This window comes from Corynebacterium singulare (assembly GCF_000833575.1).
In the GTDB taxonomy this organism is placed as follows: Bacteria; Actinomycetota; Actinomycetes; order Mycobacteriales; family Mycobacteriaceae; genus Corynebacterium; species Corynebacterium singulare.
In genome coordinates this window covers 907786-925458 of the sequence record NZ_CP010827.1, presented here as the reverse complement: position 1 = coordinate 925458, position 17673 = coordinate 907786, and the positions used below count along the sequence as shown (strand labels likewise).

Sequence of the window (17673 nt, the reverse complement as noted above, 5' to 3'; positions counted from 1 at the left end):
CTGAGGAAGCATTGCCCCTTAAAATTCAGCGTCGACGGCGTCGCGGGCGGAAGCCACCCGGGCTTCCAGGTTTTCCGGGTGAACCATTCTCGCCCACGGTGCCAGGAGCTTCCTCGTCCGAGTCGTCGAAGGAAAGCTCCTCGATGGCGTCCACGGCGCGACGTCCTCCCCGGCGAGCGGGACGGTGCGGCTCGGAGGGGGCTGCAGAAGATCGCGAAGGCATCACTGAGTTCGCGGAGCCAGTAATGCGCACACCTTTCGGTGTCAAAGCCGCACCGGCCGCGCGCAACTCACCGGCAAGCTCACCGTCAAAAATGGGACGGCCGTTAGCCTTCTCAATGACGAGCTTGCTTAGGCGGCCTGCGGCAACCAGCTCAGAGAGGCCCGCGAGAATGGCGGACACCACCTCGGTGCGCTCGATGCCCTCGGGCAGCGCCGCGAAGAACGTGGTGAGCGTCTTGCCGCCGCGGGTCAGGTGCGCAACAGGCAAGCCGTCCATGAGTACCACCAAGGCACCCGCGGCGCGGGTGGGGCGGGCTGCGGAGTCGGTGCCGTCAGAAGGCGGCCACGGTAGCGCTGCGCCATACGGGTTCGCGGGGTCCGTGGCGGCAAGGACATAGACCTGCGGCTCACGAGTGCCAGAAGGCCAGCCCGTGACGTCGGGGGAATCCGCCAAGCCGCGCAGGCGGTCGATGACCGCGGGGGTGGAGAACTGCGCAGCGCCTAGGCCCTCGATGACGTAACCGCGCATGGCCTTGCCGGATTCCTCAAAGCCAGAGAGCACCTTATAGGCCAGGGCGAAACCACCAAGGACGTCCTCGGCCACCACGGAACCGCGGGTGAGCACGCCATAGCGATCCAGCCAGGCTTCGCCATGCGCGATGGACCGCGACGTCGCATCCGTGGCGGCGGGAACGGACAGGGACCAGCGGCCCACCACGTCGGGGGCGTTCTGCGTTCCTACGGCATTGTGGGACTGGGCAAAGGACGTACGCCCCATGCGCAGGCGGGACCGGGTTGGCCGGCGTTTAGCGCGGTGAGCAGCCCGCCCCGCGCGGCCGCCCGTAGCCAGGTGAGCACGGATCGGGGAGAAGGAATCGGGACTCACCAAGCCGGCTTCTACTAGGCCCCAGAGCGCTTCGCGAACCTCCTCGCTCGTGCCGCTCAAGCGCGGTTGGATATCGGAGATGAGGTAGCTGCCGCCGCCGCTTAAGGCTTCAAGGATCTGGGTTTGCAGCATGGACAAGCCCACCTCCTCCGCGGAGACCTGCGGCGCCAACTGCGCTGCATAATCTACCGGCAGCAGCATGATCCAGGGGTCATTCGCACCCGCCTTGCCCGCGCCCACAATGAGGACCTCGCCACTAGCGGTGAGCTCATCCAGCATGGTCGGCGAATAATCCCCCACACGCGCGGGCAGGATGAGGCTCTCCCACGCAGATGCCGGAAGGCGTACACCCGCCAACTGCTCGATTACCGCAAAGACACCATCCACTCCGCGCAACACTGGGCGCCGGCCCACGGCCGCCACCTGCTGCCAGTCCGGCAGGAAGCGTCCGAAGGCTGCGGGCGAGACCGGCTGCGTGGCCGCACGGGCAGCAGCCAGCGAGCGGGAGCGAATAACCTTGAGCACCTCCGCCGCGCAGTACTCCTGTTCCTCCACGCCCTGGCGGTAGTGCCCGGCCAAGATGGAGTCCAGACCATTGAGCGTCGAGTGCGCCACGGCAGCGGACAGCCCAAAGGCTTCCTGCACATCGCGCGCGATGAACGGCCCACGCGTGCGCGCCCACCGGCTGACGAGCTGGTCCACAGCATCAGTAATCGTGGCTTGCTGGGCGGGGATGCCGGGCGGGACGGGGATGCCCAGACCGTCGCGAAGCAGCGGCGCATCCAGCGCTTGGGCTATGTGTTCGCGGCCGTTGATACGCACCCGCATAATGCGCGCACCGAGCGCATCGAGTGCGCTCAATGGCACCGTGCAATGTGCGCCCAGCTCGTCGACGGGAATCGGGCCCAGCACGCGCAGCAGGTCAGCGACCTCCTCGGTGGTGCGCGCCTGACGCTCCGGGGTGGTGCGCTGCAGCTGGGCGTGGACCTCGGCGATAATGTCGGCGTCGAGAAGCTCGCGCAGCTCCACCGTGCCCAACAGCTTCGCCAGAAGCGCCGGATCCAGCGCCAAGGCCGCCGCTCGCTTTTCCGCCAGGGGTGAGTCACCCTCGTACATGAAGGCGCCGGTGTAGTTAAACAGCAGCGAGGAGGCAAAAGGCGAGGGCTGCTCCGTGGTGACCTCCGCGATACGGATGCGGCGGTGCGACAGCTCCCGCATGACCTCCGTGAGCGCCGGCAAGTCGTAAACATCCTGCACGCACTCGCGCACGGTCTCCAGGATGATGGGGAAGGAGGGGTAGTTGCGGGCGACGTCGAGAAGCTGCTCTGCACGCTGGCGCTGCTGCCACAAGGGCGCGCGCTTGCCCGGATTGCGCCTCGGCAGGAGCAAAGCACGCGCCGCGCACTCCCGGAAACGGGAGGCGAAGAGCGCAGAGTTACCCACCTGCTCGGTGACGATGTCCGCGATCTCGTCGGCGTCAAAGGAAAACAGCGATGCATCCGGGTCCGCCTCGCCCTGCGGCAGGCGCAGCACGATGCCGTCATCGCCCGCCACGGCTTGAGCGTCCATGCCTGTCCGTTCCGCCACGCGCTGTCCCACCGCCAGCGCCCACGCAGCGTTGACCGGCCGGCCAAACGGGGTGTGCAGCAGCACGCGCCAATCCCCCAACTCATCTGTGAAGCGCTCCAGCAGCAGCGTCTTCTCATCCGGAATCAGCCCCGTGGCCTCCTCCTGCTCCTTCAGGTAGGCCGCGATATTGCGGCGAGCGAGCTCATCGGCATCGCGCACGATGGCCGGGTCCGCATATGCTTCTCGACGAAACGCTCCCAACGCCTTGCCCAGCTCAAAGGGACGCCCAGCCTGGTCGCCGTTCCAGAAGGGCAACCGCCCGGTATGCCCCGGGGCAGGGCTGACGAGCACCTGGTCGCGCGTAATCTCCTCCACGTGCCAGCTCGTCGCACCAAGCGTGAAGATGTCCCCCACGCGCGACTCATAGACCATTTCCTCATCGAGCTCACCCACACGGCGCGGGGATTTCTCGTTGCCTCCCACGAGGAAAACGCCGAACATACCGCGGTCGGGAATGGTACCGCCGTTGGTCACCGCCACGCGCTGCGCCCCGGGACGCGGGGTGAGCACGCCGCTCACGCGGTCATAGACCACGCGGGGTTTAAGCTCCGCAAAATCCGTCGAGGGATACACGCCACTGACCAGATCCAGCACGGAATCGAAGACCTCGCGTGCCAGATCGCGGTAGGGCCAGGAGCGGCGGATGAGGGAATACCAGTCGTCGGCAAGCAGGCCCTCCTCCCCTGCCGCTGCCGCAGCGGCCACCGTCTGCTGGGCCAACACGTCGAGCGGGTTACGCGGGGCGTGCATCTCCTCGATGAGGCCGTCCTCCATGCGCGCGACGGTGAGCGCCGACTGCACAAGGTCCGCCCGGTGCTTCGGGTAGAAGGAACCGTGGGACACCGCGCCTACCGAGTGCCCGGCGCGCCCCACGCGCTGCAGGCCCGACGCCACCGACGGCGGGGATTCCACCTGCACCACCAGCTCCACCGCACCCATGTCGATGCCCAGCTCTAGGGAGCTGGTCGCCACGACGGCCTTCAGCGTTCCCTCCTTGAGCATGGTTTCCGTCAGCGCACGCTCGTCCTTGGACACCGAGCCGTGGTGCGCTCGGGCGATAACAGCCGGGGCCTTCCCAGCAACGTCGACCTGCTTCATGAGCTGGGCTGGGTCGCGCCGGGTTGCAGGGCTTAAGGACTCTGGGTCGTGCTCCTGGGCGTAGAGCTCGTTGAGGCGGCTGGTCAGCCTTTCGGCAGTCCGCCGCGAGTTTACGAAGACGAGGGTGGAGCGGTGCTCCATGATTTCGGCGTAGAGCTCTTCTTCGATGAAGGGCCAAATGGACTTCGCCGAGGGCAGGGCCGATTCCCCTGCCCCGTCCTGCGCATGCACGCGCAGTGCATCTTGAGGGCCTTGCGTGATGCCTAAGGGGTCCTCGACTGTCGCCTCCCCGATGGGAGAACCCTGCTCCGGGGTGGGCAGGTCCGACATGTCCTCAACCGGCACGTGGACGTCGAGCTGCCAGCGCTTCTTCGCCGGTGGCGCGATGATGTCGACGGGGCGGTCACCGCCCAGGAAGTTCGATACGGCGCTCAGTGGCCGCACGGTGGCAGATAGGCCGATGCGCTGGAACTCGCCGGCGATACGCCCCAACCGCTCAAGAGTCAAGGCCAGATGTACGCCGCGCTTGGTGCCGGCCAGGGCGTGAATCTCATCAATAATGACGGTATCCACGGTCTTCAGGATCCCGGCCGCCTTCGACGTCAACATGAGGTAGGCCGATTCCGGCGTAGTGATGAGAATGTCCGGCGGCTTGCGCACCTGGCGGGAGCGCTCTGCCTGCGGGGTATCGCCGGAGCGCACGCCCACGGTGATGTCCGGCACGTCGAGCCCCAGGCGCTCAGCAGTGCGCGCGATGCCATTGAGCGGGGCACGCAGGTTGTTCTCCACATCCACGCCCAAGGCCTTGAGCGGGGAAATGTAGAGCACCCGTACGCCGTCGTGAGCGCCCTCGCGTGTGGGCTCGGTACTCAGCGGCAGGGCGGTCTGGCCTTCGCGCTCCACCAAAGAGTTCAGTGCCCATAGGAAGGCCGCGAGTGTCTTACCAGAACCAGTCGGGGCCACCACGAGGGCGTGGGCTCCCTCGGAGATAGCCTCCCATGCTTGTTCCTGAACGGCGGTAGGAGCAGCGAAAACGTTCTCGAACCAGCCGGCGACCTGCGGGCGAAACTTTCCGAGAACGTTTTTGGGCATGCCCTACTGTAGCGCGCGCGGTAATCTGGGCGTTATGACCGTTGAGATTTCTGATTCCCGTCTAACCAACTCCCTCGCCGATGGCTGCGGCGAGATCCTCAAAGGTGTGCGCAACGGTGGCCTGTTGCGCGGCTTGGCGCTTGGTGATGCCGGCGATGAAGCCGCCCAGGAATGGATTGCCCGCGTGCTGGAGCAGCACCGCCCTCAGGACGGCGTCCTGTCTGAAGAAGCCTCCGATGACTTGAGCCGCCTGAAGAAGGAGCGCGTGTGGATCGTTGACCCGCTCGACGGCACCAAGGAGTTCGCTACCGGCCGCCAAGACTGGGCCGTCCACATCGCACTGGTGGAAAACGGAGTCCCTATCCACGCAGCCGTAGGTATGCCGGATATGGGAGTGACTTTTAAGTCTTCCGACGTACGGGCGGTGACCGGCCCGCTGTCGAAGAAGTTTGTCGTTTCTCGCAACCGCCCGCCGAAGGTGGCGGGTTATGTCGCGGACAAGATGGGCTTTGAGACCGTCGGCGTGGGGTCTGCAGGTGCCAAGGCCATCCACGTCTTGTTGGGTGACTATGACGCCTACATTCACGCCGGTGGCCAGTACGAGTGGGACCAGGCTGCCCCGGTCGGCGTTGCCTTGGCCGCGGGTCTGCACTGCTCGCGCTTGGACGGCTCCCCCATCAAATTCAACAACGAGGACACCTTCATCCCAGATCTGTTGATCTGCCGCCCGGAGCTGGCCGAAGATATTCTCAAGCACGCTGCCGCCTACGCGGAGGCCAACGGCGGGTACTAGGTTTCTTGTGCGGCGTTCCCCTCCTACGCAGCGCCGCTAAGTCAAAGTCCCAACTCGTCTGCAAGACGAGAAACCATTCGAGCATGAAACTCGTGGTAGTCATTTAGTGTGTCTTTGCCGAGGTAACCGAAAACCTCGGCATTAATCACGCCAATTATCTGTATCCACGCCTCAAGCGCCTTTTCCATGACGTCAGCGGGAAGTTCCACATCAAGCTCATCAGATGCCGCAGCAAGGTCTTGCGAGAGCTGAGAGGAACGCGGTTCTAACTCTTTAACCGAGGTCTCAGATAACAAAACGGCTAGTCGCCGACTAACTTTTGTACCCGCACCCGTTGTTTCTGAGGCGGGCGCTTCGTATCCAATGATGGGCGTGCCGTAAATAAGCGCCCACCTTTGAGGAAATTTCAAAGCCCACATCCTCATAGCGGCCACAAGGCTCACGAATTTAGCTCGCGTCCCAGTAGCCGTACCCACTCCTTGGGCAACGGCGCCATCGAGCGCTTCAAACGCATCGATAATCAGCATCGTTAATAGGTGGGCCCTGTCGGGCACATAGCGGTAGATACCCGAAGAAACTATCCCCAAATCACGAGCAATTGCACGCAGATTCAAGGCTTCTGGGCCACCTGCATCAAGCTGCTTTCGTCCGAGCTCAACAATGCGCGACATCGTCTCTTCGCGAGCACGCGCTCTTGGTGTCATCGACATATGAAAACTATATCAACACAAAAGAGAGCACTGCTCTTGACGGTAGCCCAGTGCACCTATAACCTTAGAGAGCGCCAGTCACTAATAAGAGTGGAGGACACTCAATGCACTTTCTCATCACCGGCGCGGGCCCCGTTGGCCGTGCACTATCACGTGAACTCGCAAAAAGAGGGCACACATGCACAATCATGACGCGGCGACAGCCCCAATTCGCCACCAGTGAAAACGTTGATTTCAAGAAGGGCGACGCAACACACAGTGACGCCTACCCAGACCAGATCGACGCCATTGCCCACTGCATCCACGCCCCATATGACGCACAAAAGTGGCGCGACCTACTCATTCCAGCTGAAGAAACCGTGCTGAAGGTAGCCACCCAACGGGGCATCCCCGTCGTCTTTCCCGAATCGATGTATGGGTTCGACCAGACTTACGAGGTGATTTCGCCTGATACTCCCCTCACCCGATCTCGCAATGGCAAACCCGGTGTTCGAGCGACCCTAATCGAGAACCGCTTAGCCTCCCCCTCGCGCACTACCTCAGTAATCGCGGCCGATCTGTACGGACCAGATGCCGGCCCCGGATGCGTTTACCATCAGCTCATCATTGGGAAGAAGCGTCCCCTTGCTCTTTTTAACGCACACGCTAAACACTCGGTCACGTATCTTCCAGACTTTGCACGAGCGTTGGCAGACGCACTTTTAGATGATTCAACACCCCCAATAATTTCCACACCTTGCGCTCCCGCTCTGACTCAAGCTGAGTTTGCTCGACGTGCCGGATGCCAACACTCCCCCATCACCATTCACCCATGGATGCTGAAAGTAGCTGGCGTTGCCAGCACGGACCTCCGAGGACTGAAAGAAATGAGATACCTGTGGGACCGTCCCTCAATTCTTACCGGTGCCACGTCCTCATGGCAGGCGACCCCAATCGACGAAGCTCTAGAGGCTATTTATCAAGCCCAGCTATCGAAATAACAAATCTCATCACCGGTACCCCTACCGCTCTACCTAAGATTTCTCCAACGTTCTACACTTGGACATCATGAGTGACACTCCCACCGCTTCTTCAGCCCTCACAACACCATATGAGGATCTTCTCCGCCGCGTCCTCGAAGAAGGCACACCCAAAGGCGACCGCACTGGCACCGGTACCCGTTCCCTGTTCGGCGCCCAGCTGCGCTACAACCTGGCGGAGTCTTTTCCGCTGCTCACCACCAAGAAGGTTTATTTCCACGGCGTGATTGGTGAGCTGCTGTGGTTCCTGCGCGGCGAGTCCAACGTCAAGTGGCTGCAAGAGAACAAGGTCCGCATCTGGAACGAGTGGGCTGATGAGGACGGCGAACTGGGCCCTGTCTACGGCGTGCAATGGCGCTCCTGGCCCACACCGGATGGCCAGCACATCGACCAGATTCAGGTCGCGCTCGATACCCTGAAAAACAACCCGGATTCCCGCCGCAACCTCGTCTCCGCATGGAACGTTTCTGAGCTGGACAAGATGGCGCTCATGCCCTGCCACCTGCTTTTCCAGCTCTATGTCGCTAACGGCAAACTCTCCATGCAGGTCTACCAGCGCTCAGCCGACATGTTCCTCGGTGTTCCCTTCAACCTGGCCTCCTATGCCGCGCTGACCCACATGTTTGCCCAGCAAGCAGGTCTCGAGGTGGGCGACCTCATCTGGACCGGCGGCGACTGCCACATCTACAACAACCACATCGAGCAGGTCAAGGAGCAGCTTTCCCGCGATCCCCGCGAATACCCACAGCTCAAGCTCCACAAGGCCGCGAGCCTCTTTGACTATGACTTCGAGGATTTCGAAATCATCGGCTACGACCCCCACCCCACCATCAAGGCGCAGGTGTCCGTCTAATGCTCGGTGCTATCTGGGCGCAGTCCCTCGACGGCATCATCGGTGACGGTGCCGTCATGCCCTGGCACGTGCCAGAGGATCTCAAACACTTCAAAGAGGTCACCATGGGCGCGCCCGTCATCATGGGCCGCAAGACATGGGAATCCCTCAACCCTAAGTTCCGCCCGCTACCAGGCCGGGAGAACATCGTCCTCTCCCGTCGCGCACCTGGCGAGTGGTCTGCGGGCGCCACCGTGGTGGACAACCTCGACGCCGCACTCGATGCAGTGCTTGGCGACGCCTGGATCATCGGCGGTGGCCAACTCTATAACTCCTCCCTTGACCGGGTCGACACCATTGAGCTCACCCTCATGGGCGTGCAGGTCGGCGATGCCTACGGCGCGGATGCCGTCCACGCCCCCACTGTGCCCGAAGAGTTCAGTTTGTCTGCCGATACCGACTGGCTCACCTCCGAGTCTGGTCACCTCACCATCCCCGGTCAGCCCCCAAGCGAGCTGCCCATGAAATACCGATTCCTCACCTACAACAGAAAGGCTGCCGCCTAATGAGCACCAACGTTCCTACTCCCGAAACCACTGAGCACGTCACCATCTTCTTTGCCGACTGGTGCCCGTTCTGCAAGCGCTTGCTGACGGATCTGAATGAGCTCGGCACCCCGCACGCGCTTGTCGACGCCGAAGCGGAAGGCACCGAAGATATCAACGCGTGGATTGAATCCGTCAACGATGGCAACCGCATCGTGCCCACCGTCCTCTACTCCGACGGCACGCACGCCACCAACCCTTCCGCCAGCGAGGTACAGGCCAAGTACGCGGAGCTGGCCGGCAAGTAAATCCAAGGCGACGCATTTACCGCCACACCGAGCGGTGCTGCTAGTCTTACCTAGGTGCACAACGCACCCCCGCCCCAGTAGCTCAGGGGATAGAGCACGGCTCTCCTAAAGCCGGTGTCGGAAGTTCGAATCTTCTCTGGGGCACCATGTGAAGTCTCGAGACATCGTTCCGGTCGGTGTCTCGAGATTTTTCGTTTTCAGTTGCCCCAGAAACTAGCGATTCGACTCTCTGGGGCGTCCCGGAAGCTCAACACGACAGTGAGCTGCTCGACACATATTTGTGCCCCATTTTTGGCCTACAAGTGTTAGGACCACGTATTTAGTAACGCCGTGGTGAGCAAGCAGTAACGCCCGGGTGAGTATTGAGTAACACCCGGGCGTTGCTTATGAGCAACTACTCTGCGTTGCCTTCTAGGCGCATGTTGGGTCCTTCCAGTGTGATGATCTCAGCGCCAACGACAAGCCGATTCAGTATCGACTCGGCGATGACAGCATCCGGGATGGATTTGTACCACTCGTCGGGCGTGAACTGTGAGGTCACGATCGTTGATCCCCGGTGTTCACGTTCCGCAAGAATATTGAGTAGCTGGTGTGCTGTGGCTGCATCAATCGGGGTTGTTAGGAAGTCGTCAAGAACGAGTACGTCTGCCAGGTGTAGGTCTTGAAGAAATTCCATGCGTGCTGCGTCATTATGGCGTAGCACCATCAGCTGGTTGGCTAGTGTGTCTGTGCGGAAGAAGCGGGCGGAGTAGTCGTTTCTGCACGCGGCGGTTAGCAGTGCTTGGGCCAGGTAGGTTTTGCCGACGGATGATTTGCCGAGGATGACAATGCTTTGCGCTTTTTGACACCATTGGCAGTGAGCGAGTCTGGTGATTTGCTCTTTGTTGAGGTTGCGGCCGGGTGCGTAGGTGATGTCTTCGATACATGCATCAAGATTTGGCGATCGGGATGCTTTGAGTAGTTTGTTGACTCGTCTCTCACGCTTGGCCGCGACTTCTTTATCGAGTGCGTGGAGCACCTTGTCAGAAAAGCTCCACGAGTCGAAGACGGGATCTGCGGCAATATCAATCACGGTTCGGCCGAAGGCCGTCATTCGCAGATCGGTAAAGACCGGCAGGACCGATTCATCTAGAAAGCGTGCTGATGCCGATGCTGGTTGTGGCTGTGTCATGACTGCGAAGGTCCTTTCTTCCTAAGGTTTTCCATGCTGAACTGAGCAGACCCACCCAGATACGCGCCGCGGGTATCACGTGCGTGTACTGCTGGTGGTGTTTCAGGCGGTGTTGTTGGCAGAAGATCATGGCCTGTCGGGCGGGTGGATTGGTCTTTGCGTACCGCAGCCATCATGTTTTTCACCGCGGTATACGACACGGCCCTCCTTGCGCCATCAGGTGCGATCAGGCGGGCACAGGCTTGTTCCAAAATCGCCTTGTTGGCGTGCTTGCCCATATTTAGTACGTTTCGACACGACTGATATGCCTGGGCAGGGATTGCCTTTGCGCTGATGAGTTCTGCGATGACTTTCTGGGTCGCTGGCCCGATCTTGGCTGCTTCACGGTAGAAGTAGTCACTGGTCCACAGTCCTGTGGTATCAGCCATGGTGGCAGGAATATGATCCACGTCAGTGACATAGATCCCCCGGGCTTGGGCTAGCTGGTGGGTGGCAACACGCTGCCCAGCGTCAAAGACGGTTACTTCGTTGCCGGTGATGCGTACATCGACAGTGCGGCCGACGAGCTGGTAGGGCACCGAATAGTGAGCAGTATTGACGGTGATGTGGAAGTTGGGGGCGACTTTCGCGCGTTTCCATTCGGTATGCTGCCACGGTGATGCGGGAAGTTGGCCAAGCACATCACGTTCAAACTCATTAAAGAGCATTCTTCTGCTGGTGCAGGTGCCACGAAAGGGTACCGCGTCATTGATACCGTCAACTAGGCTGCGGATGCGTGCATTGAGTTCATCGAGCCCAACGCATTGATGCCCGTGGAGGGTATGGATGACTTTTTGGGTGATGATCTTGACTGCCGCTTCCACGTTCGCCTTGTCCTTCGGACGCCGAGCGCGAGCAGGCAGCGCGGCAGTGTTGTAATGCTCGAGGAATTCCTCGTAGGTGGAATTAACCTGCCGGTTGCGGTCAGCAGCACCGATTGCGTGTGACGCTGTCGAAGCATTATCAGGCACAATGACTTCAGCGACGCCACCGAAGTATTCAAACGCTTGGATATGCGCCCACAGCCATGCTGCTTGCCGCTGGTTCGGGCAAGCACAGGCAAACAACATTCCGGAATACGGCAGTGACGCCACGAAAATACTGACTTTTGCACCCCGGGCATCAATCGGGTCAAACAGCCGCATTGTGGTACCGGCCCAGTCGACTTGCATAGTGTGTGCCGGGATATGCGTAATGCGTGCGGTAAGTCCTGTGGCATCAACGTGTTCGGCGACAAGCTGGCGGAACCGCTCGTAGCTGTAGTAACGCTGAGACGGACGGGCAGGTTGGGTGGTGTAGCGGCCCCACAAGACTTGGAGAGTGACTTTGTTTCGGCCGGTACGTGCTTTGGCCACCGCGTCGAAGTCGATGGGCACGAAGTCTCCTTGGGCAAGACTTCGACCATCAACAAACCATGTGGCCATTTCTTCGTCGGTGATGCCGGCGAGTTGTTCATGGGTTGTGATCTGGTGTGCCGCCATTGTCTGGCGGGCCTTTTGGACTGTGGTATGTGAGCAACGCACAGTCGAGCAGATTTGACGGACGGACCAGCCTTGTAAGACAAGGTCCATCACGGCCCGGTAATCAGTCACGATCGGACTCCTCTGATTATGCCGCGAGCCCTTTTGTCACGCGGTCAGAAGAATCTTCCCCCAAAGTGTTACTCGATACTCACCATCCCGTTACTAGATAGTCACCACGGTGTTACTAGATACCCCCGCGCAACACTACAAGCTCCGTAGCTGGGCCTCTAGCCCGTTCATGCACGGCAAAATTGGCAAACAATGAAAGCCGCAACCCCATATTACTGGGATTTTAATCCTCAATAGAGTTCCTTAAGCAACGAAAGAAATACATCGACTTTTGCCCGCTCTTCTCCCCCTTTCAAAGTGACCGCTACGATAGGCAGCGCATCAAAATCATTCGAAAGCTGCTTTTGAACATAAGCATTCCCGTCATGCGAAAAACTGAGTTCCGAATATTGAGTCAATAAGGAATATCCCAGGCCGCGGGCCACCATACCTCGGATAACTTCATTGCTTCCGGTCCGAAACCAAACTTTTGGCTTTAACTTGACTTTCTCGAACAAGGACAGAAAATATTGTGCTGCTGGCTTCAATTCGAAAAGGATAAATCGGTCCTCGACCAACTGCTCCAACCAAACAGAAGGGGAACCTGCCAGAGGGTGTTCAGAAGGCAGTAAGGCATACGGTTTAACCGCCGTTAGCTCAGTAATCGTTCCAACTTCATTCAGCCCCTGTTCAAAACTGTAATCGTAAATCACGATGACATCGAAGTTTCCGCGCCGCAGGCCATCGATAAGCTTGGAACGATCTCCTGTTTCAAAAGATAACCGCAATTCTGGATACTTTGATTCCAATAGTTCTACAAGAGGAGGAACTAGACGCGGCGCGATTGTTGAATAACAGCCGAGACGAATAGACCCCGAAATCTCCTGCCCCAAGTGGCGTGCAACATTTTGGATTTCACTGACAACACCGAGTGCAGCCTTTGCATGTCTCAGAATTACGAGACCATCCGCACTTAGAGACAACCCACGAGGATGACGTATAAACAAGGAGACATTAAGGCTTGACTCTAGCTCACCGATTGCGCTCGAAATCGCCGACTGCGAGACAAATAGTTTTGAAGCAGCCGCAGTCACACTGCCAGTTTCAGCGACGGCGTCAAAGTACTCGAGCTGTCGAAAGGAAATACCCAACGAATACCTTTCTTCCAACGCCAAAATTGCAGGGCCCGTAAATGCTTGCTGTCACCCTGCAATCGTGGCAATCTTCTACCGGAAGTATAGTCACACCCGCTTAGGGGCGAGATGTATCATTGATAGTTCATTCTCCTAGAAGAGCCTCTTTTTTATTCCTCTTTGCGCCAGCCAGGTCCGATTCGTGCAAGAGAGCAATACCTTTCGTCTCAGGAATTGTAAGCAGAGTAATCACGCCAATTATCGCGACCACAATTAGCGTGTATGCCGGAATCATGTCGTTGCCAGTGACATCGATGAGCCACGTATTCAGGTACGGAAGGGTGCCGGCAAAGAAAGCTCCAGCAATTGAATAAGCCATCGATAAGCCTGATTGTCGGGTACGTGTCGGGAAAAGCTCGGATACGGTTGCCGAATGGGTACCAAGAATAAGCGCAAGAGATGCCGCAAGCCCAAAGGTAGCGATAAACCCTGCCAGCGCAGTCCCCTGCTTCATAAGCAAGAACATTGGGAACGCCAATACGATAAGCAATGCTGCAGCGGTAAACAATACCGGTTTTCGTCCGATTTTGTCGGACCAAATTCCAGCTAGTGGAATCATAGCCGCGGCAACAATCGAAGCGACCGCAGACAATATGGAAGCCACACCAGGTTCAATGCCTGCAACTGTCTCTTGGTAAGTGATGAGATAAACCATGACCACATAGAACGTGCAATTCATGAAAATCTCAATACCAATTGTTTGGAAAAACTGCTTGGAGTTTTTCTGAAATACCTCTTTCAGAGGGGCCTCAGGAACAATATCCTCCTCTTGCAGTGTTTGAAATTCTGGCGTGTCTTCAATTTTCAATCTGATCCAAAGGCCTACTGCTGCCAGAGGGACAGTCAGCAAGAATGGAACTCGCCATCCCCAAGCCATAATTGCTTCATCGGAAAGCGTCAAGTGCATTCCGGCCACCACCACGGAAGCCAAAAGGAATCCCATAACAGAGCCAAATTCAATCCACGAGGTTCCAAAACCACGTTTTCCGCGCGGCGAGTATTCAGAAAGGAACGATGCGGCAGAACCGAATTCTCCTCCAGCCGCGATACCTTGAATCACCCGGGCGACAATCAACAAGATCGGAGCCCAGATACCGATAGTTTCATGGGATGGAATCAGTCCGATCATGAGGGTTCCCACAGCCATCGTAATGATGACAAATGAGAGGGTTTTCTTTCGCCCGAGTGTGTCGCCAATATGACCAAATATCACGGAGCCAAGAGGCCGAACGAAGAAAGCAACCGCGAAGACCGCAAATACAGAGAGAAGGCTGGCCGTTTCATCGTCGGAGGGAAAAAATACGTGGGAAATCGTAGTCGCCAGATAGGCATAAACTGCCCAGTCGAACCAGTGGACGAGGACACCGATTGCCCCGGCAATGGTGTTGCGCCGTAGTTCTTGAGGTGACGCAGCCTTTCTTTGATCTATTGAGTTCGTCATTATCCAATCCTTTGCGTGATCCTACCGCCAGGTCTGTGTTGGACACCACAATTGAAATTCTGAGTGACAAGACAGTATTTATACTTCCAACGTGATGCGCCTTACACTGGCGCGTATTACGGATCACAGTATGGCAACTCTGACGTTTAGTCTATCGGTATTTTTTGATACCCCCTTCACTTTTCTTAATACCATTTCGCCAAATAGCCCTAGAGGCCCACCGGGTCACTTAGCCCTCCGAGCACTTCGTAGTGCAACTATCGACGCTCCTGCAGCAACAATCGCACGGTGTCAACAAACAATTCCGCCCTCAGCGACAGATTCTCCCCCCTTCGCTTAATTACCCCGACCCGAAGCCCCTCCTCCGCCCCAACTATCGGCACACGATTCAAATGCAGTCCTTCGTTAGTCAGGTCATGCACCGGCGACTGATTAAGCACGGAATACCCATAACCCCTTGCAACCATAGATCTAACAATCTCAAAGCTCTCGAATCTATAACTCACCAGCGGTTCAACCCCTGCCTCACGAAACACAGACAAGAAATAGTTTGAGGATTTCCCCAAGTCCAACAGCACTAGGGGATCAGACGCCAACGAGGACAATTCCACCTTTTCCGCATGAGCGAACCGGTGACCATCTCCAAAAACTGCATAAAGAGGTGCTGTGCCCATTGGGACAAATTCAATCTCTCGGCCATAATCGAAGTCATATGCAAGGGCAGCCTCAATTTTCCGCTGTGACAATGCGTCCTCCAACTGGTCCGCATCACATTCCCAAATATCAACATCCACCCCTGGATGGCTCGCATGAATTCCTTCTACAATATCCGGAATCCAAAACTGCGCGAGAGTCGTAAAGCATCCAGCCGTCAACCGTCCCCCCAAAGCACCCGTCCGCACACTATCAACCGCGTCCTTAACCCCCGTTAGAACCCTTAGGCAATGCGGATAGAAAATTCGCCCCTGATCCGTAAGGGCAACCCCCTTTGAACGACGTCGCATCAGAAGCTGACATCCAACAGCCTGCTCAAGCTGTGAGATAGCCATTGACACTGCGGACGGAGCTACAAAAAGCTCATCTGCAGCTGCGCTCATCGACCTCAGCTCAGCCACCCGCACAAAGTAACGCATTTGCGTCAGCGTTATCGCCGATTCAGTCTTTGCCACTGTCTGCTCCTTTACCCATCAAATACCCAAAACCGCACTCTCCACCGCAAAAAATACAGGTCATGCCTATTATCAGAATAATTGATGATCTTTGTACGTAGAAGGTACTTGCTTTAACTCGCACCCCCACAACAGACTATTGATATCTGGATCACACTTTCTAGACAGTGTGCCGCACTTTACCTTTACGACCGTGATCCAGCCTCATTTTCCGACATTTGGAGTTTTGTATGCCTCACATCAAAAAGGAAGTCGTCATTATCGGCGCTGGCCAAGCTGGTATTGCAACTAGCGAACATCTTCGCTCCTACAGGATCGACCACATCGTCCTTGAACGAGACAAAATCGCTTCTCGCTGGCGCTCGGAACGATGGGACTCTCTCGTTGCAAATGGCCCCGCTTGGCACGATCGTTTCCCAGGGTTGAAGTTCGAGGGAGACCAAGAACGCTTCGTCCCTAAAGAAGAAGTCGCTGACTACATGGTGAAATACACCAAGCTTTTCGATCTACCGGTTAAAGAGGGAATAACCGTCAGGAAAGTGACTCGCAAGGATGGCGGTCACGGATTCATTGTGGAAACTTCCGAGGACACGTATGACTGTGACTTTGTCGTTGCCGCCACTGGAGCATTTCAGGTCCCCGCAATCCCTGCCGTAGTCCCACAAGAAGAAATCTTCCAAATCCACTCATCCGACTACCACAACCCAGGAGATCTTCCCGAAGGCGGGGTACTCGTTGTTGGTGCGGGGTCTTCCGGCGTTCAGATTGCAGACGAGCTCCGCGACGCGGGCCGGGAGGTCTACCTTGCCGTAGGTCCTCACGATCGTCCTCCTCGTCGGTATCGAAACCGCGATTTTGTCTACTGGCTCGGCGTCTTAGATAAGTGGGATATGGCAACACCAGCAGAAGGCGCTGAACATGTCACTATCTCAGTTACCGGTGCCAAGGGCGGTCACACCGTGGATTTCCGAGATCTCGCAGCTAAAGGAATCACGCTCGTAGGACGCGCCGGACCGTATGAAAACGGTCGCATGAAATTTGCTGCAGACCTCGCACGCAATATCCATGAGGGAGACGAAAACTATCTCTCACTCCTTCGAGAGGCAGACGCATTCATTGAACAGAATGGGCTAGATCTCCCCGAAGAACCCGAGGCCCACACTTTGGGACCTGATCCTGAATGCGTAGTAAATCCGCTACAAGAGCTCGAACTGAAGGCCAATGGTGTGAATAGCATCCTTTGGGCCACCGGATATGGGAGAGATTACGCCTGGCTCGACGTAGAAAACGCTGTCGATAGCCAAGGTACTCCGATTCACAACCGTGGAGTCTCTACTGCGCACGGTGTTTACTTCGTCGGACTGCCGTGGCAGTCACGTCGTGGCTCGTCGTTTATTTGGGGCTGCTGGCACGACGCCAAGTTTGTCGCAGATCAAATCAACATTCAGCGCAACTACCGCGATTACCGTCACCCCGAAGACTGAGTCCCTCACGTTCATCATCCCAACTACCGAAAGGCTTCACCATGAAGTTCACTCGTATCCGTCCCTTCAATACGAAGGACACATACCCAGAACAAAATCTCTCCAATGATCTTTGCCAAGCAGTGGTCGCTAATAACATTGTCTTCCTCCGTGGCCAGATTGGCCAAGATCTAGACTCTCGCGAATCTGTCGGCATCGGTGACGTCGAGGCACAGGCCGAAAAGGCAATGGCAAACATCGACATGCTTATGAAAGAAGCAGGCGGAAGTCTCGAGAACATCGTAAAGGTCACCGTCTATCTGACAGACATTCGCTACCGCGAAGCCGTTTACAACGTAATGGGTAGGTGGCTGAAGGGCGTGTACCCCGTTTCTACAGGACTTGTAGTTGATGCACTGGCTCGCCCGGAATGGCTCGTCGAAATTGATGCGACGGCCGTTCTAGATAACAACTAGATTTCGATAACCATTC

The 17673-nt window shown here is 57.5% G+C and carries 14 protein-coding genes and 1 tRNA gene; 8 read left to right on the top strand and 7 right to left on the bottom strand.

Annotation, left to right across the window (positions count from 1 at the left end; genetic code table 11):
* Positions 1-25: 25 nt before the first annotated feature.
* Positions 26-4927 (bottom strand): Lhr family ATP-dependent helicase, encoded by a 4902-nt coding sequence (locus CSING_RS04300; protein WP_042530014.1) that lies wholly within the window; start codon positions 4925-4927, stop codon positions 26-28.
* Positions 4928-4961: 34 nt separating this feature from the next.
* Between CSING_RS04300 and CSING_RS04295 the strand changes: the two genes are divergently transcribed.
* Complete coding sequence (locus CSING_RS04295; RefSeq protein ID WP_201773964.1) at positions 4962-5720, top strand: 3'(2'),5'-bisphosphate nucleotidase CysQ; 759 nt, start codon at positions 4962-4964, stop codon at positions 5718-5720.
* 41 nt (positions 5721-5761) lie between these two features.
* Here CSING_RS04295 and CSING_RS04290 read toward each other — a convergent pair whose 3' ends face one another.
* Positions 5762-6430 (bottom strand): TetR/AcrR family transcriptional regulator, encoded by a 669-nt coding sequence (locus CSING_RS04290; RefSeq protein WP_042530012.1) that lies wholly within the window; start codon positions 6428-6430, stop codon positions 5762-5764.
* A gap of 104 nt (positions 6431-6534) precedes the next feature.
* Between CSING_RS04290 and CSING_RS04285 the strand changes: the two genes are divergently transcribed.
* The 5 genes from CSING_RS04285 to CSING_RS04265 all read left to right on the top strand — a co-directional run bounded on the left by CSING_RS04285 (position 6535) and on the right by CSING_RS04265 (position 9281).
* Entirely contained in the window at positions 6535-7410 is an 876-nt protein-coding gene (locus tag CSING_RS04285; RefSeq protein ID WP_042530010.1) for an NAD-dependent epimerase/dehydratase family protein, read from the top strand.
* A 67-nt stretch (positions 7411-7477) separates the two neighbouring features.
* Positions 7478-8302 carry a thymidylate synthase gene (locus CSING_RS04280; protein WP_042530008.1) on the top strand — a complete coding sequence of 275 codons (825 nt, stop codon included), beginning with the start codon at positions 7478-7480 and terminating at the stop codon, positions 8300-8302.
* Positions 8302-8847 carry a dihydrofolate reductase gene (locus CSING_RS04275; protein ID WP_042530006.1) on the top strand — a complete coding sequence of 182 codons (546 nt, stop codon included), beginning with the start codon at positions 8302-8304 and terminating at the stop codon, positions 8845-8847. The genes CSING_RS04280 and CSING_RS04275 overlap by 1 nt, the downstream gene beginning before the upstream one ends.
* A complete protein-coding gene (locus CSING_RS04270; protein WP_042530004.1) occupies positions 8847-9134 on the top strand; it encodes a glutaredoxin domain-containing protein in 288 nt (95 codons plus the stop codon). Before CSING_RS04275 ends, CSING_RS04270 begins: the two co-directional genes overlap by 1 nt.
* Before the next feature lie 71 nt (positions 9135-9205).
* Positions 9206-9281, top strand: a tRNA-Arg gene (locus CSING_RS04265).
* 247 nt (positions 9282-9528) lie between these two features.
* On the opposite strand, the gene CSING_RS04260 is transcribed toward CSING_RS04265, so the two are convergent.
* The 5 genes from CSING_RS04260 to CSING_RS04240 all read right to left on the bottom strand — a co-directional run bounded on the left by CSING_RS04260 (position 9529) and on the right by CSING_RS04240 (position 15718).
* Positions 9529-10305 carry an ATP-binding protein gene (locus tag CSING_RS04260; RefSeq protein WP_042528814.1) on the bottom strand — a complete coding sequence of 259 codons (777 nt, stop codon included), beginning with the start codon at positions 10303-10305 and terminating at the stop codon, positions 9529-9531.
* Positions 10302-11936, bottom strand: coding sequence for an IS21 family transposase (gene istA, locus CSING_RS04255; RefSeq protein WP_052471350.1), 1635 nt, complete (start codon positions 11934-11936; stop codon positions 10302-10304). The genes CSING_RS04260 and istA overlap by 4 nt, the downstream gene beginning before the upstream one ends.
* A 230-nt stretch (positions 11937-12166) precedes the next feature.
* Entirely contained in the window at positions 12167-13009 is an 843-nt protein-coding gene (locus tag CSING_RS13255; RefSeq protein WP_144403112.1) for a LysR substrate-binding domain-containing protein, read from the bottom strand.
* Between the two features lie 184 nt (positions 13010-13193).
* Complete coding sequence (locus tag CSING_RS04245; RefSeq protein ID WP_042530002.1) at positions 13194-14549, bottom strand: MFS transporter; 1356 nt, start codon at positions 14547-14549, stop codon at positions 13194-13196.
* A gap of 257 nt (positions 14550-14806) precedes the next feature.
* Positions 14807-15718 carry a LysR family transcriptional regulator gene (locus CSING_RS04240; RefSeq protein WP_042530000.1) on the bottom strand — a complete coding sequence of 304 codons (912 nt, stop codon included), beginning with the start codon at positions 15716-15718 and terminating at the stop codon, positions 14807-14809.
* A 230-nt stretch (positions 15719-15948) separates the two neighbouring features.
* On the opposite strand from CSING_RS04240, the gene CSING_RS04235 reads away from it, so the two are divergent.
* Together CSING_RS04235 and CSING_RS04230 are read left to right on the top strand one after the other, a co-directional pair.
* A complete protein-coding gene (locus tag CSING_RS04235; RefSeq protein ID WP_042529998.1) occupies positions 15949-17202 on the top strand; it encodes a flavin-containing monooxygenase in 1254 nt (417 codons plus the stop codon).
* 41 nt (positions 17203-17243) lie between these two features.
* Positions 17244-17657 (top strand): RidA family protein, encoded by a 414-nt coding sequence (locus tag CSING_RS04230; protein ID WP_042529996.1) that lies wholly within the window; start codon positions 17244-17246, stop codon positions 17655-17657.
* Positions 17658-17673: the final 16 nt, after the last annotated feature.